Raw genomic sequence first — 18,851 nt, 5'->3', positions numbered from 1 at the left:
GATAGGCACGGTTGGATAGCCTTTCCAGGGATTTTTCGGGCTTTTTCCGCGATTTTCGGGGACTCAAAGGGGCCTATGAACGGGCTGGCTGACGAGGACTTGGCACTGCTCCTGCTGATCCGCTGCTTCGAGCGGAAGCTGCTCGCGCTCTTCGCGCAGGGGGAGCTCAACGGCACCACCCACACCTGCCTCGGGCAGGAGTACGTCCCCGTCTCGCTGCGGCCCCTGCTCCGCGACAGCGACTGGATCTTCAGCAACCACCGCGGCCACGGCCACTACCTGGCCCGCTTCGACGACCCCGAGGGGCTGCTGGCCGAGATCATGGGCCGTAAGGGGGCCGTCTGCGACGGGGTGGGCGGCAGCCAGCACCTGCGGCGCGGGCGCTACCTGTCCACCGGCGTGCAGGGGCAGAGCCTGCCCGTGGCCGCCGGCGTGGCGCTCCACCTCAAACGGCACGAGCCCGGCGCCCTGGCCTGCGCCTACATCGGCGACGGCACCTGGGGCGAGGGGGCGGTGTACGAGGCGCTGAACATGGCCGCGCTCTGGCGGCTGCCGCTCCTGGTCGTCGTCGAGCACAACGGCATCGCCCAGTCCACGCCCACGTCGGCGCAGATGGCCGGCACGGTGGCGGGCCGGGCGGCGGCGTTCGGCGTCCGGCACCACGCGCTCGACGACCTGGACGTCGCCGCCGTCAGGCGCGAGGTGGCGCCGCTGATCGAGGAGGCGCGGACCGATCCCGGGCCGCTGGTGCTGGAGTTCCGCACCCACCGGCTCGGTCCGCACAGCAAGGGCGACGACGTCCGGCCGCCCGGTGCGCCGCTGATCGACTGGTACGCCGCCTACCGGGCCGCCCACCCCGCCCAGTCGGCCCGGATCGAGGCCGCGGCCCACGACCGGGTCGAGCGCGTCGCCGCCGAGGTCGCCGCCCGGCCTCCCGCGTCGTGGGGTGGCTCATGAGAGTGGGGGAGAACCTCAACCGGGCCCTGCACGGGCTGCTTCGGGACGACTCTTCCGTGTACGTCCTCGGCGAGGACATCCTCGACCCGTACGGCGGCGCCTTCAAGATCACCAAGGGGCTGTCGGAGCGCTTCCCGGACCGCGTGCTCGCGACGCCGCTGAGCGAGGGCGCCATCGCCGGCGCCGCCGCCGGGCTGGCGCTGGCAGGCGAGAAGGCCGTGGTCGAGATCATGTTCGGCGACTTCGCGGCCCTCGCGTTCGACCAGATCATGAACTTCGCCGCCAAGTCGGTCACCATGTACGGCCGGCGCGTCCCCATGCCGCTGGTCGTCCGCTGCCCCTCCGGCGGCCACCGCGGCTACGGCCCCACGCACAGCCAGACCCTGCAGAAGCACTTCCTCGGGGTTCCGGGGTTGTCGCTGTTCGAGGTGACGCCGTTCCACGACAACCGCGCCGTGCTCGACCGCATGCTCGCGCTCGGCGAGCCGTGTCTGCTGTTCGAGGACAAGGTCCTCTACACCCGTCCCATGTACGGGGAGGGGGCCGTGGACGAGCTGTTCGCCTGGCGGCCGGTGGACGACGTCGCCGTGGTGGAGCTGGCCGACGGCGGCGACCCGGACTACACGCTGATCGTCCCCGGCGGCCTCGTCCACCGGGCGGTGTCGGCCATGCGGACGCTGCTGCTGGAGCACGACCTGGCGGGGGCGCTGCTCGTGCCGTCGCGGTTGCACCCGTTCGACCCGGCGGGGGTGCCGGAGCTCGTGCCGCTGCTGGCGCGTACCGGGCTCGTGTGCGTCGCGGAGGACGGCACGGCCGGCGGCACGTGGGGCGAGCACGTCGCGGCCGGCCTGCACACGCGGCTGTGGGGGACGCTGCGCCGCCCCGTCGCCCTGGTCAGTTCGGCCCCGAGCGTCATCCCGACGGCCGTCCACCTGGAGCGGGAGGTGCTGGTGCAGGACACGACGATCCGCTCGGCCGTACTGGAGGGTCTGCATGGGTGAGCTCCGCGTCCCGAAGCTCAACAACAACGACTCGGAGTACACGCTGCTGGAGTGGCTCGCCGCGGACGGCGCGCCGGTGCGGCGCGACGAGCCGGTGGCGACGCTGGAGACGTCGAAGGCGGTGGAGGAGCTGACGGCGGAGGAGGACGGCACGCTCACGCACCTCCTCACGCAGGGCGCCGTCTGCCGCCCGGGCGACCCGTTGGCGCGGATCACGTGTGATGGTGCCGAGCCGGCCGCGCAGACTCCCGCTCCGGTCCTCGCATCGCAGGAAGGGGGACCGATTGTCACGGCCCCGGCCCAGGAGCTCATCGACAGCCTCGGCCTCGACCCGGCGCTGGTCCGCACCCTGGACGTGAAGGTGGTGCGCCGCGCGGACGTCGAACGCCTGGCCGCGTCCGGCTCTTCAGCCTCGCAGGCGGCCCTCTCGGTTCACCAGAGGGCGGTGGGACGGACCGTGACGCTCTCCCACCGGACCATCCCCGCCGCGTACACCGCGATCAAGGTGGACGTGGGAGCGGCCCTGGCCCTTACCCGCGACCTCACCAGACGACTCCGCAAGCTGGTCGGCCTCCCGGACCTGCTCATCGCCGCGGTCGCGTCCCTGCACGACAGGCACCCGATGTTCTTCGCCGGACTCGTGGACGAGGCGACCGCCGTGATCCCCGAGACGCCCGCGGTGGGGGTGACCATCGACCTGGGCACGGGCCTGTACGTCCCGGTCGTCCGCGGCCGCCCGGGGCTCCCCGAGATCGCCGAGACCATGACGGCCTACCGCAAGCAGGCCCAGCACGGCACGTTCAAGGAGGCCGACCTGCGGGGCGCGAACATCGCGGTCACCCTGCACCACGACCCGGACATCGTCCTGGCCGTCCCGATCATCGCCCCGGGCCACGCCTGTGCCCTCGCCCTGGCCTCGCCGCAGCCGGAGGGCGACCGTACGGTGGCGACGATCGGCCTCGCCTACGACCATCGCCTCAACAACGGCCGCGACGCGGTCCTCTTCCTCCATTCGCTGAAGGAGTCGCTGGAGTCACCGGGGGAGTTGTGAGCCTCTGTGCCTCCGGACTCCCTACTGGTGCAGGCTCCAGTGCAGGGACATGGAGCGAGCGAGGCGGTCGGCGCGGATGAGCATGCGGCTGCCGTCGATGTGGGCCTGGTCGTGGACCAGGGCGGCGCCGTCCAGACTCCGCGTGACGCGCTCGCTGGAGAACACCGGGCTGCCGGCGGGCAGGCGGAGGATCTCCGCCAGACGGGCCGGCAGTGCGACGGGCCGGATCGCCTCGGTGGCGGAGGCGATGGCGGCGCCGCACAGGGTGGCGAGCGCGTGGTAGAGGGGCATGACCTCGAAGTCCTCTCCCCGGATCATCGAGGCGTACGGCTCGGGCACCCAGGAATCCTGGTGGATCGCGGGATCGCCGTCCACCAGGCGCATCCTCTCCAGACGCAGCCCCCAGGCGTCGTCGGAGGCCCCCAGGCTCGCCGCCACCGCTGAAGGCAGCCGGCGGACCTCGACCGACAGGACCTTGGTGGCGACGTCGCGCCCTTGGGCGCGCAGATCATCGGCGAGGCTGCGCAGGGTCTCCAGCCGGTAGGCCGCCACCGGAGACGTGACGAAGGTGCCCCGGCCCGGCTCCTGGACCACGAGCCCCTGGTCGGACAGGGCTCGCAGCGCCTGCCGCAGGGTCATCAGGGTCACGCCCAGGGAGGCGGCCAGCTTGCGCTGCGCGGGGAGAGCCTGGCCAGGACGGTAGACGCCGCGGCGAATCCGGTCGGACAGCTCGTCCTGAAGGATCCGGTACTTCGGCCGCGGTGGGCTTCCGGCGCCGCCCGAGTTCTCCATGAGGGCTCATCGTATCCAAGCCCCCGCGGGCCGGAAGTCGCCGCTGGAACCCCTGTCCGTGGGCGTCGAGGACGACGCGCCGGAGCGCTGCGGGCTTGCGCGGCGCCGGGGCCTCGCCGATACTCTCCCCAACAGTTCTAGAACGGAGGCCGCATGAGTCTCGTGTTGTGGGGTCCGGGGGACGACCTCGCCCACCGGCATCGATCGATCATGGATGACCCCGGCGCCGCCGGTCGATTCGGTCGTTTCGGCGGCCGGTTCGTACCGGAGTCACTGGTGCCCGCCTGTGAAGAACTCGAAGAGGCGTTCCGCGACGCCTGGGGGGATCCCACGTTCCGTGCGACGTTGAACCAGACGCTGGAGCTGTACGCAGGTCGCCCCACCCCCGTCACGCCCGCCTTGCGGCTCTCCGCCGAGCTCGGCGTGACGCTGCTCCTCAAGAGGGAGGACCTGGCGCACACCGGATCCCACAAGATCAACAATGTGCTGGGGCAGGCTCTGCTCGCCCGGCGCATGGGGAAGACGCGCCTGCTGGCCGAGACCGGAGCCGGTCAGCACGGAGTCGCCACCGCCACCGCCGGAGCACTGCTCGGTCTGGACGTCACCGTCTTCATGGGGGAGCGCGACATGGAGCGCCAGGCGCTCAACGTGTTCCGCATGCGCCTGCTGGGCGCCGAGGTCATCGGCGTCTCCAGCGGCAGCCGCACCCTCAAGGACGCCTGCAACGAGGCGCTCCGGCACTGGGTGGCGTCCGCGGACGACGCGCACTACTGCATCGGCTCGGTGATGGGCCCCCACCCGTACCCCTGGCTGGTCCGCGAGTTCCAGCGCGTGATCGGCGAAGAGGCGCGCGGGCAGTGCGCGAGCCTGTTGCCGTGCGGCACCCCCGACGTGGTGGTGGCGTGCGTGGGCGGCGGTTCCAACGCGGCGGGCACGTTCGCGGGCTTCGTCGACACGCCGGCCCGGCTCGTCGGGGTCGAGCCGGCGGGCGGGGCGGCGATGACCGCGGGAGAGCCGGGCGTGCTGCACGGCTTCTACTCCCACGTCCTCCAGGACGAGAACGGTCAGATCCGAGAGGCTCACTCCGTCTCGGCCGGACTCGACTATCCGGGAATCGGGCCGGAACACGCTCATCTCGCCGACCTGGGTCGCGCCTCCTACCTCTCGGTGACCGACGACGAGGCGATCGCGGCGGTGGCGCGGCTCGCCCGGGCCGAGGGAATCCTCCCGGCGCTCGAATCGGCCCACGCCCTGGCCTGGGTGCTCCGGGCGGCCGGCACGCCCGAACTGCCGCCAGGCTCGACGGTGCTCGTCACTCTGTCCGGTCGCGGCGACAAGGACGCCGACCAGCTTGCGAGGTTGCCATGACCGAGGAGTCCTTGGAGACGTACCTGAGGGCGCGGCGCGACGCGGGCCGGGCGTTGCTGGTGCCGTACGTGACCGGTGGCCTGACCGACGACTGGCTTGCGTACGTGCGCGCCTACGCGGACGCCGGTGCGGACGCGGTCGAGATCGGCCTGCCGTTCTCCGACCCGATGCTCGACGGGGGCACGATCCAGGAGGCGTCGGACCGGGCGCTCCGGCGGGGCGTCACGCCCGACCGGCTGCTCGACGAGATCGCCTCGGCGGCCGTCGAGGTGCCGCTCGTGGTCATGACGTACAGCAACATCGTGTTCCGGGCGGGCGCTAAGGCGTTCTGCGCCCGGCTGGCCGAGGCGGGTGTCAGCGGGCTGGTCGTGCCCGACGTGCCGCATGACGAAGCAGGCTCGCTCTCGGTGGCCGCCACCGCTGCCGGAATCGATCTCGTGTTGCTCGCCGCACCGTCCACGCCGCCGGCGAGGCTGCGCAGCATCGCCGAGGAGAGCCGCGGCTTCATCTACGGTGTCACGGTCATGGGCACCACGGGCGAGCGCGCTTCGATGCCGGACTCCGCCCGGTCGGTGGCGGCACGGCTGCGCGAACTGACCACCCGCCCCGTTCTGCTGGGGTTCGGCATCTCCACGCCCGAACATGCCGTGGAGGCGTGCAGGCACGCGGACGGCGTGGTCGTGGCGTCAGCGCTCATGCGACGGGTCCTCGATGGCGCCACTCCGGCTGAGGTGGGTTCGGACGTCGCCGCCATCCGCCGGGCTCTGGACACGCAGGTCACTGCGTCTGCCGATGCCTTGCGGCAGGCGCTCGGCAACGAAGGACGGTGATCTTCGCGGACACGCGGCCCGGACATCGCCCTGGCCATCCCGATCATCGCCCCGGGCCACGCCTGCGCCCTCGCCCTGGCCTCGCCGCAGCCGGAGGGCGACCGTACGGTGGCGACGATCGGCCTCGCCTACGACCACCGCCTCAACAACGGCCGCGACGCGGTCCTCTTCCTGCAGGCTTTGAAGGAGGCGCTGGAGTCGCCCGAGCAGCTGTGAGAAGTTCACTGCGGAAGCCTGAGCTCAGTGGTATTGCGGAGAATCTGCTGCCAAAGACCCAGTACGCGGGTGCGTGTCATGCCACGGCCGATCTCCAAGACCGTGGGCGACCCGGACCGGGCCCGTTCTATGCGTCGTATGAGAAAGAGGCCGCCCTCTACGCATTGTTCGTATTCGACATTGCCGTGGGCGACGACCTCTTTGGTCCTCGACCGCGTGCCCCGAGCGATATAGGGGAACCACTCAAGGCTGGACTTGCGCGGCGCCGTCATGGGTCGACGCGGGTGTACTGGAGGGGGTTGGGGTATTTCGTCGGGCCGTCGATTCGGCCTAGATTTCGATGCCAGCGGGGAAACGTTTTGATCGCCACATCGAAAACGACGACTTCACCCCAGCCGTCGTCATCCAGTCCTTCGATCAACCACGTCCAGGCGAACATGAGGTCGGTCGTAAGGATCGCTCCGGATACCTCTTCGGGCTTCATCGCGTTGATGTAAGCCTGTGCGAGGTAGACGCTTGTCGTGTTTCTCGGAACGAAGATCGACATCCTGTTGATCTCGACCGGAACTTTGTCGGACGGGTGTGCCTGACGGCTGGTCAAGGACTCCATACCAGCAAGGTACGAATGGTGTTTGTCGAGGGTCCACGATGTTGCTTGAGGTTTCTCGCAGACCCTCGCAACATCCCGTTTTGGTCAGCTCTGTCCGCTCCACTTTCGCTGCGCCGCAGCGAATAGAGCCCGCGCTTCGTCGCCGTAGACCGCCGATTCGGACAGCGCTTGGAATGCTTTCTCGTACAGGGCGACATCGCCTGGTGCCTTGACGCGAACCTGCCCCGGAATCGTGTCCACGCGTACCTGCTCGGTGTCGTAGATCCAGAAGTTCTCCGGCGGCCAGATGCCGGTCTCGGGTCGCCAGATGACCACTCCGATACTGACGTTCACGCGTCGCGTCAGGTCGATGAGCTGGTCCATCTGCGCCGCCATCTCGGCCGACGCACAGTACGGCGTGTGAAGCGCCTGCTCGCCGATCAGGAACGCGAACCGGCGCGCGCCGGTCGTCATGACGTCCTGCTGCCTCATGCGTGCTTCGACGGCGGTGTCCACGTCGTCCGGGATCCCCCGGAAGCCGACGATCTTCTTTAGGTGCCCGCGCGCGTACGCGGGGGTCTGGATGAGTCCAGGGATCGCGCTGTGCTGGAAGACCCGGAACTGGCTGGTCCGCTCGTACAGCGGAAGGAAGGATCGTTGCACCTGACCGATACCGGTCTCCTCGAGCCGCCGCCACTCGGTGTAGAAGGCGTTCACGTTCCGGACGCTGGCGACCAGATCCGTCGTCTGAGACTCTGCCTCGCAGATCCGGCACCAGTCCCGGACGTCGGTCTCGCTCGGGAGTTGCTTGTTGTTCTCGAGCTTGGAGACCTTGCTGAAGTGCCATCCTGCCTGTTGTGCCAGGTCGCGGCCGGTTATACCGGCCGCGCTCCGGATCTCGCGGAGGCGGGCCGCGAGGATTCCTCGCGCTTCCTCCAGGCGGTGCTGCGGACTCGACATACGTTTGACCTCCGTATATGCCGTGGGCCAGGGACTGAGGCCACCATAGCTCGGATGTTGCGCCTTGTTCCTTGCCTGGAGGGAATGCCTGTGTGTCTGTTGGTCGGTCAGGACGTGCGGTCCCGTGGTGCCGCAACGCGTCGCTCGGTTGAGACATATCGACACTCAAGGCCAGGCGAGCTCAGGCGATCGCGCCCACGCCTCCGACTGGGTGTTCTGGCCGGCATCGCTCGAGACCAACCGTGGTGCTCAGACCTCGCCGTGCTCCGCCTGCGAGACTTGGCACCTGGACGCGCTCACTCGGTCCACCACCTCAGCCCGAGTAGCCTCGGCCGGCAGATATCCGTCGATATAGGCCTGGTTGTGCCGCCGGGCTTCCGTCACGGCCTCTTCTCCGCCGGAAGCGGCCACGACGTCGGCACGGACGTTGCTCCACTTGGGAAAGTTCGTCATCGTTCTTTCTTCCCAGCTTCGCGCCCGCTCGTGTGTGCGGCTTGGAGTACCTCTGTGCGAGGAGTCTCATGCCGATACCAGCCTGACCAGTCGGCGGCCCTTGACTCTCACTGCCAAGAGGATGACCGGGCGCCGGGAGGTGGTGGCAAAGATCGTCTGACAAGTGGCTCAAGGGGCGGGGATCAAGAGCGGTAAGTCACCATCCGTGATCTTTGTATGACTTGATTCGATCTTGTGGCCGTTTCAGGCGGAAGTTACGCTTCGTCCGTTTGAGCAACGCGCTCCGAGCCGCGCGAGTCAGAGACCTTGTCATCTGGCTGAGACGGGGGTGGAGCTTCGTCCGGCGTTCCCCGGGACGCCCCACGTGGTTCGGAGTGTGACGGCGTATGCGCCGCTTGCTGCCTTGGGATCGCCGTGCCCGCATCCTGGTGATCACGCTGTTGGCCGTGATGCTTCCCGGGCTGCTGGGGCTCGATCCCCAACCGGTGGTGGCGGCCGCCTCCGTGGAAGTGCCGCAGGCCGCGGGAGGCTCGGCCGAGACGCCGAAGCAGTCTTGGGGAACCGCCGCGGGCTTACCGTCGCTGGCGCCGGCGAATGCCACCCGCACGACTGCGGATCCAGGGACGCCGAAGGGCAAGGCCAAGCCGCTGAAGAAGGCGTTGCCGCAGGAGGAACGTTCCGGACTGGTCAGGGTGCGAAGCACCGCGTCCTCCCGCCAGACATCTCCCACCCCCAGCCCGACAGCGACGAAGGCGGGCGTGGCCTCCACCCAGGCTTGCGGGCCATGGGCTCCGTGCGATCCCCCCTGTGGCTCGTACTCGCCGTGGCAGAAGGGCGTGTACGTGGCGTACGGCACCTATGTCGCGGCGGGGCAGCGCATTTGGAAAGCTATCCAAAACATCCCGGCGAACCTGAACATATACCCGCCGCATGAGCAGCCGACCGGCTGGATGCAGATCGGCGACTGCCCCAAGCCGCAGCCGCCCACCGTGACCTCGATGTCCCCTGACAACGGCATTCAGATCATGTCGACAACGCCGACCCTGGCCGTCACCGCCACGACCTGGTACACCGGCAAGATCAGCTATGAGTTCGAGATCTGCGAAACCCCGTGGATGTCCCGCTGCTCAAACCACAATCCGTACTGCTGCAACGAGTCCAGCAGTTGGACCATCCCGGAAGGCACGCTGGCGTGGGGCCGCCAATACTGGTGGCGGGTCAAGGTCACTGACGCCTCGACGATCGGCGGGCAGAGCCGCTATTCCCAGGAGTACACGCTGGTGGTGGGCGTGCGGCAGCCGACTATCACCTCGCAGTTGTCGATACGGGGCATCAACGGGCAGGAATTCAACCAGCAGTCCGGCAACTACACCACGACCTCCACCGACGCCGTGGTGGCGGCCGCCGGGCCGCCGTTGTCGGTGGTGCGGTCGTTCAACAGCATGGACCCACGGCGGGACGGCGCTTTCGGCGCCGGCTGGGCCACTCGATGGGACATGCGGATCACCGCTGAGAATGTGGCGGGTCGCGAGGCCGCGCTAGTCAACTACCCCGACGGCCGTCAGGTCCGTTTCGCCAAGAAGAGCGACGGAGCCTACCAGCCGCCACCCGGCATGTACGCCACGCTCTCCAAGGGCAGCGATGGTAGCTGGCGCCTGATGGACAAGTCCTCCACCTCCTACCTGTTCGACAGCGGTGGCCGACTCCTCAAGGTTACCGACAACCGGGGACGCGTCCAGGAGCTCACATACGGGACCGACGGCAAGCTGTCCAAGGTGACAGCACCCGGTGGTCGCTCGCTCACCTTCTCCTGGACTGGCGCGCACGTCACCGCGGTGTCGACCGACGCAGTGGACGGCAAGCCGCTCACCTGGTCCTACACCTACAACGGCGACGTGCTAGAGAAGGTCTGCGACCCGGCAGACGGCTGCACGCTCTATGAGCACAGCCCCGGCTCGCTGTATCGCAGCACCATCCTGGACTCTGATCCGCTCGGTTACTGGCGGCTCGGCGAGCAGGAGGGGTACCAGGGTAAGGACCTGGGCTGGGGTGCTGAAGACATCTTCTACAGTCAGGTCACTCTGGGTAGGTCAGGTGCGCTGGCCGGAACCGCTGACACGGCCGTGGACATCAGTGCCTCGACCAGCGAGAACATCAGGCTGCCAAACGGCATCATCCCCCGGGTGGGCAAGTGGGCTTCGGTGGAGACGTGGTTCAAGACCACCGGAACCGGCACGATCATGCGGGCTCACGCGTACTACGACACGACGTCGAGCCCGCTGCTGCAGATCACGTCGGCCGGCAAACTGTCCGCGTCGCTGCACCAGACGACCACCCCGATCGTCAGCAACGCCACAGTCACGGACGGTGCGTGGCACCACGTCGTACTTGCCGCAGGTGGTGACGTACAGACGTTGTACCTAGACGGCCAAGCCGCCGGCACTCTCAACGCCCCCATCACCGGCACCAGTGCACTGGACTACCTCGACGTCGGTGGCGGAGGACTGACAGCTTCCATCGATGAGATAGCCATCTATGATCGCCCCCTGTCGGCGGCCGAGGTGGCCCGCCACTACGCCGCCCGCCTTCAGGCGCCCTACCTCCTCACCAAGATCACGCTCCCGTCGGGCCGGGTCTGGGCCGTCAACACCTACGACCCCGCCACCGAGCGCATCAAGACCCACACCGACCAGCACGGCGGCACCTGGCAACTGGGCGAGCGCACCGTCGACCGCGCCGCCGGCACCTCCACAGTCGTGGTCACCGACCCGAAGAACGAGAAGATCACCGCCGTCCATGACGCCTGGCGCGGCTACCGGCTGATGTCCAAGACCGACCAGCTGGGCAAGGAGACCAAGTACTACTACGACTCCGGCGGTTTCCTGTACGAACGGATCGACCCCAACAACAACTGGACCACGTGGCAGAACGACGAGCGCGGCAACACCCTCTCCACGGAGACCTGCCGCACCGTCGACAGCTGCCAGACCGCGTACATGGAGTACTACCTCAACAAGGACGACAAGTTCGACCTGCGCAACGACCGCGTCCTGAAGGTACGTGACGCCCGCTCGGCCAGCTCCACCGACAACACGTACGCCACGACCTTCGAGTACAACCAGTACGGCGAGCAGACCAAGCAGATCACTCCGGCCACGCCCGACTTCCCCAACGGCCGCTCGGCCACGATCGCCTACACCGACGGCACCGAGCCCGCCGTACGCGGTGGCACGACCCCGGCCGGCCTGGTGAAGTCGCGCACCGACGCCCGGAACAACACGACGAGCTACCGCTACACGTCCGCGGGCGATCTCGCCGAGCAGACCATGCCCGAGGGTCTGGTCATCGCGTCCGAGTTCGACGTCCTGGGACGCGTGACGAGCGAGACCGAGATCTCGAAGGCCCAGCCGGACGGCGCGAAGACGACCTACACCTACGACCTGCTGGGACGCGTCGCCACCCAGACCAGCCCAGGGGTCAAGAACGAGGTCACCGGCGTCACCCACACCGCGCAGACCACGTACGCGTACGACCCCGACAGCAACACCCTCTCGGAGACCGTCAAGGACCTGACCGGCGGCGACCAGGAGCAGGTCTTCGGCTACACCTACGACACCCACGGCCGCGAGGAGACCGCCACAGATCCCGAGGGCGGCGTCATCCGCACCGCCTGGGACGAGATCGGCGGCAAGGTCACGGTGACCGACGAGCTCGGCTCGATCTTCGGCTACACCTACACCAAGCGCGGCGAGCTGGCCTCCCGCACTCTGAAGAACTGGACCGGCAGCCCCGTCGCTCCGACCGCCCCCAAGGAGATCACGCTCGAGTCGTTCTCGTACGACGACGGCGGGCGACTGGCCACGCGCAAGGACGCCATGGGCCGCACGACCTCCTACACCTACTACAGGGACGACCTGCTCTCGGAGACCACGGCCACCGACGCCAAGCTGAACGGCTTGACCACCACCACGAACGTGGTCCTCGAGAGGAACACCTACGACGCCGCAGGCAACGTCACCCGGCAGGTCGCCGGTGGGAACAAGGTCCGCGTCGACTACGTCTACGACGCCGCAGGAAGGCTCACGTCCGAGACGCTCGACCCGGACGAGCTCGGCCGCAAGACGGGCTACACGTACGACGCCAACGGCAACATCCTCGCCTCCAAGCAGTCCGCGGCCGACACCACCCGCGTCGAGACGACCGAGTACGCCTACGACAAGGAGGACCGTCTCGTCCGCCAGACCGTCAAGAACGACGGGGCAGACGTGACGACCACCTGGAAGGTGGACGACCGGGGCCTGGTCGTGGAGGCGGTCGATCCCCGGGGCAACGCGTCGGGCGCCGACGCGGCCGCGTTCACCACGACGCTCCGCTACGACCTGAACGACCAGCTGATCGAGGTCAAGTCACCGCCGGTGAAGGTCGAGAAGGCCGGAGCCGCCCGCGACGACCGCGTCACCACGAAGTTCGGCTACGACGCCGTCGGCCGGCAGACGCACGCCGTCGATCCGGAGGGCCGCATCACCACATCGGGCTTCGACCGCGCTGGTCAGCTCAGGTCGGTGACGGGCATGCCGTACACGCCGCCCGGCGGCACGGCCGTCACGCCCAAGGTCCTCTACGAATACGACAAGGCCGGCCGCCTGACGAAGACGACGAACCCTCGCGGCCAGGTCACGACGATCGAGTACGACGCGCTTGACAACCCGGTCCGCGCCACGGACCCACCGGCGGCGCAGGGGCAGCCCGCCGGCCAGTGGATCTCGGACTACGACCTGCTGGGCGAGGAACTCGCGGCCATCGACCCGACCGGCGCGCGTACCGAGGCCACGTACGACGACCTCGGCAGGCGGATCACCAGCACACTCGTGGAGCGCAAGCCGACCAATGCCGCGTACGTCACCAAGTACGAGTACAACGACGCGAGCGCCCTCACCAAGGTGACCCCGCCCAGCAACAAGTCCACCACCTACACGGTCAACGCCGCGTCCGAGGTGCGCACGGAGACGGACCCGGTCACCAACACGTCGACCTTCGACTACGACGTCGTCGGCCGTCCCGCGAAGGTCACGAACGCGCTCGGCAACGCCCTCATCGCCGACTACGACCTCGCTGGCCGCCTGACCGGCCTGAAGAACGTGGACAAGCAGGGCGCGACCGTCAAGACGCGCGGCTACGGCTACGACCTCGCCAGCAACCTCACCAAGGTCACATCCGGCGAGGGGCACGTCACCAAGCGGACGTTCGACGCGACCAACCAGCTGACCGAACTCGTCGAGCCCGTCTCGGACACCGAGTCCATCACGACCAGCTTCGGCTACGACGCCTCGGGGGCGCGGACCCGCCTCACCGACGGGCGCGGCAACGCCACCTGGACCGCGTACAACACGCTCGGGCTCATCGAGACCCTCACCGAGCCCTCCACCACCGCCCACCCCAACCTGGCGGACCGTACGTGGACCCACGTCTACGACGTCGCGGGCAACGAGACGGCGCTGATCCAGCCCGGCGGAGTGCGCCTGGACAGGGAGTTCGACCAGCTCGACCGGGTGACGAAGGTCAGTGGCTCGGGCGAGGGGCTGTACACCGACGACAAGACGTACGGTTACGACCTGGCCGACCGCGTCACCAAGATGAACGACCAGGTCCTCGAGTACAACGACCGCAGCCTGCTGACCAAGGTCTCCGGACCGACCGGTCAGACGAGTGCGTTCGCCTACGACTCGATGGGCAACCCGGCCCAGCAGATCGACGCGAGCGGCACCACGACCTACACCTGGGACGACGACAACCGCCTCAGGACGGTCACCGATCCGGTCAGCGGCCGCACCAACACCTACGACTACGACAAGGCCGACCGGCTCAGCACCGTCTCGTCCACCAACCCGGTCAACACCCAGGTCTACACGTACGACGCCGTGGACCGCGTGGCCACCCACACACTGAAGAACAGCACCGGCGGCCAGTTAGCCAAGATCACCTATGGCTGGGACAAGGACGACAACCTCACCTCCAAGATCACGGAGGGGACGGCGGGAGCCGGGAACAACACCTACGGCTACGACCACGCCGGACGCCTGACGTCCTGGAAGGGCCCGGACGGCACGACCACGACCTACAAGTGGGACGCCTCCGGCAACCGCATCCAGGCCGGAAACAAGACCTACACCTACGACGAGCGCAACCGTCTGACGTCCGGTGACGGCACGGACTACACGTACACGCCGCGCGGCACGCTGGCGACGGAGACGAAGAACGGCACCACGAAGCATCTGACGTTCGACGCCTTCGACCGCCTCATCAACGACGGCGACGCCACGTATACCTACGACGCCTTCGACCGCATGGCCACCCGGCAGACGCGGACGACGCAGCAGCGCTTCGCATACGCGGGTCTGTCCAACGACGTCGTGGCCATCACCGACCAGGCGGGCGCGGTGCAGTCCAAGTACGGCCGCGACCCCTTCGGGGGGTTGGTCAGTGTCAAGGAGGGGGCGAACGCGGCGCTCGGGGCGTTCACCGACATCCACGACGACCTGGTTGGGACGTTCTCCGGTACGGCGTTGTCGGGGTCGACTGCGTACAACCCGTATGGCGAGGTTCTGGCACAGACAGGGACGAAGTCGGCGCTGGGTTACCAGGGTGAGTACACGGACCCGGACAGCGGCAAGGTCAACATGCATGCCCGGTGGTACCAGCCGGGCACCGGCTCGTTCGGCTCCCGCGACACGTGGACATTGTCGGCGGAGCCATCTATTCAGGCGAATCGGTACGCGTATGTCAATGGAGGTCCTCTAAGCAATATTGATCCGACTGGTCACCATCCCGATTCTGGGGGCGGTCAGACCATGTCGGCCTCTATTGGTGGTCGTGGAAGCACAACAGGAGGGGTCGGAAACGCTGCCCCCGCATTGGGTGGAGCGGCGGCAGCGGCGGGGGCTCGTGCTGCGATGAGTCGCGCAGTGGCAGCCGTTGTGGCGGCTGCTCGTGCTGCCCAAATTGCCATAAAGGCTGCCGTTATATCGGGCCGCCTTGCACGAGAGGCGGGGAGAGCGGCTCGCGCTGCGGCGGTGGCAGCAGCAGCAGCCTCCAAGGCGTCCAGTCAAGGCAAGGGGGCAGTCAAGCCCGGAGGCAAGACCAGTACCACCTCAAGCTCTTACGGTGACGACAGGCGGGAACCAAGGCAGCCGGTCAAGCCGAAGACGAAGGTACGTGGAAAGCCGCAGGATCAGCGCCCGACAACCACCACTTCGACTCCTCACCAGCAGCCTCGCGGATGTTCAGCAGCCGGCAGCTGTGGCCAGCCGAAATGTTCGTCCCCTGCATGCAGGAAGATCCCAACCCAGAACCTCGACGACAAGAAGGGGCGAAAGCCCACCAAGCAAAGCACGATCCACGGGCCTTGCAAGAGCCCGTGCACACCTCCTCCCTGTCCTGAGTCGAGATGCGGGACCCCTAAGAACTGCGCCCCTGGCCAACCGTGTGCGCACCCGGACCAGATCTTCATCAATGGTGACGCGGTAGCGGAACTCTACGGAGTCGATCCCAATGCCTATGAAAACCCCATCATCAACTGTGATGCCTCTCGATATGGGACAGGAACGTGTGAAGACGGGGTAGCCGCTGTCGACCCCGAGAACACGGAGATCGAATCGGGCGACCCTCCGCCGCCCCCGATCTTCAACTGCGACACTGGCAACAGTTTCGTCGAAGGCACCAAGGTGCTCATGGCGGACGGGGGCGCCAAGCCGATCGAGAACGTCAAGATCGGCGACAAGGTGCTCGCGGCCGATCCGTCGACGGGCCGCACTGAGCCCCAATCGGTCATTGCCCTGATCGCCGGCCAAGGGATGAAGCGGCTGGTCAAGATCACCATAGATGCAGACGGGAAGAAGGCTGAGCTGAATGGCGCGGTCGTCGCCACAGACAACCATCCCTTCTGGGTCCCGGCACTCAAAGTGTGGATCCCGGCCGGCCAGCTAGAACCCGGCATGTGGTTGCAGACCGCAGCCGGCACGTACGTCCAGATCGCAGCGATCGCTAGCTGGACCGCTACTCAGCGGGTCTACAACCTGACGATTGACCGCGCGCACACCTACCATGTCGTCGCAGGCGACCAAGCAGTCCTGGTCCATAACACCAATCCAGATTGCGAGACGTTCTATCACTACACGAATGAGGATGGCATGAAGGGAATCCTTGATAGCGGGGAACTCAGGCCGTCTCTCAAGGCGAATAATCCTAAGGACGCTCGTTATGGGGACGGGCAATATCTGTCTGACATCGCGCCCGGTACTAAGACTTGCGGCCAGCTCTCCTACTGCTTCTTGCGGGTGCCGTATGCTGGGCGCAGGTTCACCCACTACGTAGAAATTGATGTTACTGGGCTCGATGTCGTCAAAGGTCGGGATAACGTGTTCGTAGTCCCCAATGATGGCCCCCTGGACATCCGCGATAGGATCAGGGGCTGGGGAAGGAACTGAGCTATGCGCTATCTCAAGGTCATTTGGCGCCATGACTTCGACGACTACCCCGTAGAGCTCTATAGTGAACTTGACAACGAAGGGTATGAAGTTCGCAAGGTAGAGATCTACAGGTCCGGCCGCCGCGATTACGCGGACTTCGCGAAGTCGACAGGCCAAACTGGACTCGGAGAGATACCGGTTCCAAGCATCGAGGAAATCGCCGAACAGGAAGAGTTCACACCAGCCTGGATAAATGCCGATGAGTTCGAGAGAGTTTGGGATCTAGCCGTGCTTGAAAGCTGATGCTATTCAAGCATTTCGTTGACGGCTACGGAGATCGTGATCGTTTTCTGACGGCTACGTGTCAGGCTGGTCGCCGAGAGCGCCTGTCATACGTTCGATGGCGTCGCGTTGGAGGCGGAGTCGGACGTGGGCGTATTCGTCGGCGGTGATGGCGATGTGGGTGTGGCCGAGCAGCTCCTTGATGACGATAAGGTCCACGCCTTGATCCAGTAAGAGTGAGGCGCAGGAATGACGCAGGTCGTGGAAGCGGATTTTGCGAAGTCCGGCTCCACGGGGGAGCTATGGAAGTCGCAGTTGACGTTGCTGCTGGAGCGGGGGCCGGTCTTGGTGGTGAAGACCAGGCCGGTGCCGGTCCAGTCTGGTCCCGCGGTGGCGCGGTCGGCGTCTTGCTGGGTGCGGTGGCGGGTCAGGGAGATGATGCATTCGCGGGGCAGGGCGATGCGGCGTTCGGAGCTTGGGGCTCGGTGGCGGTGGTGACCAGGCCGGCGCCGGGGACGTATTGCAGGGTCTGGCGGATGGCCAGGGTGCCGCCGGACAGGTCCAGGTCGGATCAGCACAGGCCGAGTAGTTCGCCGCGCCGCATGCCGGGTGCGTAGCGCGAGGTCGAACAAGGCGTGCACGCGAAAGCCCTAGCTGTACTGACCTGAGAGGTTAGGTACACGGCTGGCGGGTGGACGGCCGCTGAGTGCGGTGTGTGCTCGATGGTGATTGTAGGCGTGGAGCCAGGGGCCGAAGGCGTGGCGGCGTTCGGTCTCTGAGGTGTAGGGCTGGCTGTAGGCCCACTCATCGGCCAGGGTGTGGTGGAAGCGTTCGACTTTGCCGTTGGTCTGCGGCCGGTAGGGGCGGGTGCGTTCATGGGTGATGCCCAGACTGGTGAGGGTGTCGCGCCATAGGAACGACTTGTAGCAGCTGCCGTTGTCGGTCAGAACGCGTCGGATCGTGATGCCCAGGCCGGTGAAGTGGGCATGGGCGCGGTGCCAGAACGCGGCAGCGCTCTCTTTGGTCTCATCGGGCAGGATTTCGGTATAGGCCAGGCGCGAGTAGTCGTCCAAGGCGGTGTGCAGGTAGCAGTAGCCGATCTTGGGTTTGCCGTGCTTGTAACGCGCGGTCGTGGTGGCCTTGCGGTTGTGGTGACCGGTCTGCCGATCGGTGATGCGGTGGCCGCCGCCGTCGGGGATGTTGCCGAGTTTCTTAACGTCCACATGCACCAGCTCGCCGGGCCGATCGTGCTCGTAGCGGCGGATGGGTATGGCGGTGGCCCGATCTTGGTGGGTCAGTCGGGCCAGCTGGTAGCGGGCCAGGACCCGGTGCACGGTTGAGGGGTGCAGGCCCAGCAGGTAGGCGATACGGGCCGGTCCCCACCGGCGTGTCACTCGCACCTTGATGATGCGTCGTTCGGTTCGGGCTGGGGTGCGGTGTGGGCTGTGGTGCGGCCGCGATGAGCGATCGGCCATGCCTGCTGCGCCATGCTGGCGGTAGCGGTCGGCCCACCGTTTGGCCGTGGTTACCGCCACCTGGAAGCGTTCGGCGGCGCGGCGCAGGGGCCAGCCGTCCTCGACGACACAGCGGGCCAGCCGGAGCCGGCCCGTTTCGCTCAAGGGGGCGTTACGGTGGGACACGAGGGCCTCCGGGAAGCTCGGCGTTGATGTCGCAATCCACACCGAACCCGTAGGCCCTCCCTCATTTCAACAACCCCGAAGATCGTGTCACCGTGTACTCAACCTCTGTGGTCAGTACACCTAGGGCCTGTACGGAGTTGAGATCAGAGGGATTGCCTGCGGTATGGCCGACGGTCCTGGTAGGCCATCGGGCATGGCGCGTGGAGACCTCACCGACGAGGAATGGTCCTTGATCGAGCCCCACTTA

At 67.1% G+C, this 18,851-nt stretch carries 13 protein-coding genes and 1 pseudogene; 8 read left to right on the top strand and 6 right to left on the bottom strand.

Going from position 1 to position 18,851, the window contains the following annotated elements; translation table 11 throughout:
• Window positions 1-75: 75 nt before the first annotated feature.
• From HTZ77_RS00070 to HTZ77_RS00060, 3 genes are read left to right on the top strand one after another with little or no spacing between them, the layout of a single operon-like run.
• Window positions 76-957 (top strand): thiamine pyrophosphate-dependent dehydrogenase E1 component subunit alpha, encoded by an 882-nt coding sequence (locus HTZ77_RS00070; protein WP_175587339.1) that lies wholly within the window; start codon window positions 76-78, stop codon window positions 955-957.
• Entirely contained in the window at window positions 954-1,958 is a 1,005-nt protein-coding gene (locus HTZ77_RS00065; RefSeq protein WP_175587338.1) for an alpha-ketoacid dehydrogenase subunit beta, read from the top strand. Before HTZ77_RS00070 ends, HTZ77_RS00065 begins: the two co-directional genes overlap by 4 nt.
• Window positions 1,951-3,009 (top strand): 2-oxo acid dehydrogenase subunit E2, encoded by a 1,059-nt coding sequence (locus HTZ77_RS00060; RefSeq protein ID WP_175587337.1) that lies wholly within the window; start codon window positions 1,951-1,953, stop codon window positions 3,007-3,009. The genes HTZ77_RS00065 and HTZ77_RS00060 overlap by 8 nt, the downstream gene beginning before the upstream one ends.
• 21 nt (window positions 3,010-3,030) lie before the next feature.
• On the opposite strand, the gene HTZ77_RS00055 is transcribed toward HTZ77_RS00060, so the two are convergent.
• Window positions 3,031-3,801: a GntR family transcriptional regulator gene (locus tag HTZ77_RS00055; RefSeq protein ID WP_175587336.1), complete on the bottom strand. Its 771-nt coding sequence runs from the start codon at window positions 3,799-3,801 to the stop codon at window positions 3,031-3,033.
• A gap of 210 nt (window positions 3,802-4,011) precedes the next feature.
• Between HTZ77_RS00055 and trpB the strand changes: the two genes are divergently transcribed.
• From trpB to HTZ77_RS00040, 3 genes are read left to right on the top strand one after another with little or no spacing between them, the layout of a single operon-like run.
• Window positions 4,012-5,169, top strand: a complete 1,158-nt coding sequence (gene trpB / locus HTZ77_RS00050; RefSeq protein WP_175587910.1) for a tryptophan synthase subunit beta — start codon at window positions 4,012-4,014, stop codon at window positions 5,167-5,169.
• Entirely contained in the window at window positions 5,166-5,999 is an 834-nt protein-coding gene (trpA, locus tag HTZ77_RS00045; protein WP_175587335.1) for a tryptophan synthase subunit alpha, read from the top strand. The genes trpB and trpA overlap by 4 nt, the downstream gene beginning before the upstream one ends.
• A gap of 24 nt (window positions 6,000-6,023) precedes the next feature.
• Complete coding sequence (locus HTZ77_RS00040; protein WP_175587909.1) at window positions 6,024-6,215, top strand: 2-oxo acid dehydrogenase subunit E2; 192 nt, start codon at window positions 6,024-6,026, stop codon at window positions 6,213-6,215.
• 268 nt (window positions 6,216-6,483) lie between these two features.
• Here HTZ77_RS00040 and HTZ77_RS00035 read toward each other — a convergent pair whose 3' ends face one another.
• The 3 genes from HTZ77_RS00035 to HTZ77_RS00025 all read right to left on the bottom strand — a co-directional run bounded on the left by HTZ77_RS00035 (window position 6,484) and on the right by HTZ77_RS00025 (window position 8,217).
• The gene (locus HTZ77_RS00035) at window positions 6,484-6,825 is read right to left on the bottom strand and encodes a hypothetical protein (protein ID WP_175587334.1); all 342 of its coding nucleotides are present in this window, start codon (window positions 6,823-6,825) and stop codon (window positions 6,484-6,486) included.
• A gap of 84 nt (window positions 6,826-6,909) precedes the next feature.
• Window positions 6,910-7,764 carry a helix-turn-helix domain-containing protein gene (locus HTZ77_RS00030; RefSeq protein WP_175587333.1) on the bottom strand — a complete coding sequence of 285 codons (855 nt, stop codon included), beginning with the start codon at window positions 7,762-7,764 and terminating at the stop codon, window positions 6,910-6,912.
• Between the two features lie 249 nt (window positions 7,765-8,013).
• Entirely contained in the window at window positions 8,014-8,217 is a 204-nt protein-coding gene (locus tag HTZ77_RS00025; RefSeq protein ID WP_175587332.1) for a hypothetical protein, read from the bottom strand.
• A 386-nt stretch (window positions 8,218-8,603) separates the two neighbouring features.
• On the opposite strand from HTZ77_RS00025, the gene HTZ77_RS00020 reads away from it, so the two are divergent.
• Together HTZ77_RS00020 and HTZ77_RS00015 are read left to right on the top strand one after the other, a co-directional pair.
• Window positions 8,604-16,700 carry an HYD1 signature containing ADP-ribosyltransferase family protein gene (locus HTZ77_RS00020; RefSeq protein ID WP_175587331.1) on the top strand — a complete coding sequence of 2,699 codons (8,097 nt, stop codon included), beginning with the start codon at window positions 8,604-8,606 and terminating at the stop codon, window positions 16,698-16,700.
• 3 nt (window positions 16,701-16,703) lie between these two features.
• Window positions 16,704-16,985 (top strand): DUF6881 domain-containing protein, encoded by a 282-nt coding sequence (locus HTZ77_RS00015; protein WP_175587330.1) that lies wholly within the window; start codon window positions 16,704-16,706, stop codon window positions 16,983-16,985.
• 54 nt (window positions 16,986-17,039) lie between these two features.
• Here HTZ77_RS00015 and HTZ77_RS45080 read toward each other — a convergent pair.
• Together HTZ77_RS45080 and HTZ77_RS00005 are read right to left on the bottom strand one after the other, a co-directional pair.
• Window positions 17,040-17,243: pseudogene (locus HTZ77_RS45080) on the bottom strand (tyrosine-type recombinase/integrase); the annotation flags it as partial.
• Window positions 17,244-17,614: 371 nt separating this feature from the next.
• A complete protein-coding gene (locus tag HTZ77_RS00005; RefSeq protein ID WP_175587329.1) occupies window positions 17,615-18,604 on the bottom strand; it encodes an IS481 family transposase in 990 nt (329 codons plus the stop codon).
• Window positions 18,605-18,851: the final 247 nt, after the last annotated feature.

The sequence above is a fragment of the Nonomuraea montanisoli genome (genome assembly GCF_013363975.1).
In the GTDB taxonomy this organism is placed as follows: Bacteria; Actinomycetota; Actinomycetes; order Streptosporangiales; family Streptosporangiaceae; genus Nonomuraea; species Nonomuraea montanisoli.
Note: the sequence above shows the minus strand (reverse complement) of the source record. Positions and strands in the feature narration are given on the sequence as shown.

Coding starts and splice junctions, on each gene's coding strand:
- HTZ77_RS00025 (WP_175587332.1), bottom strand. CDS start 8,217: ATGACGAACTTTCCCAAGTGGAGCAACGTCCGTGCCGACGTCGTGGCC.
- trpB (WP_175587910.1), top strand. CDS start 4,012: ATGGATGACCCCGGCGCCGCCGGTCGATTCGGTCGTTTCGGCGGCCGG.
- HTZ77_RS00035 (WP_175587334.1), bottom strand. CDS start 6,825: ATGGAGTCCTTGACCAGCCGTCAGGCACACCCGTCCGACAAAGTTCCG.
- HTZ77_RS00020 (WP_175587331.1), top strand. CDS start 8,604: ATGCGCCGCTTGCTGCCTTGGGATCGCCGTGCCCGCATCCTGGTGATC.
- HTZ77_RS00015 (WP_175587330.1), top strand. CDS start 16,704: ATGCGCTATCTCAAGGTCATTTGGCGCCATGACTTCGACGACTACCCC.
- HTZ77_RS00060 (WP_175587337.1), top strand. CDS start 1,951: ATGGGTGAGCTCCGCGTCCCGAAGCTCAACAACAACGACTCGGAGTAC.
- trpA (WP_175587335.1), top strand. CDS start 5,166: ATGACCGAGGAGTCCTTGGAGACGTACCTGAGGGCGCGGCGCGACGCG.
- HTZ77_RS00070 (WP_175587339.1), top strand. CDS start 76: ATGAACGGGCTGGCTGACGAGGACTTGGCACTGCTCCTGCTGATCCGC.
- HTZ77_RS00065 (WP_175587338.1), top strand. CDS start 954: ATGAGAGTGGGGGAGAACCTCAACCGGGCCCTGCACGGGCTGCTTCGG.
- HTZ77_RS00055 (WP_175587336.1), bottom strand. CDS start 3,801: ATGGAGAACTCGGGCGGCGCCGGAAGCCCACCGCGGCCGAAGTACCGG.
- HTZ77_RS00030 (WP_175587333.1), bottom strand. CDS start 7,764: ATGTCGAGTCCGCAGCACCGCCTGGAGGAAGCGCGAGGAATCCTCGCG.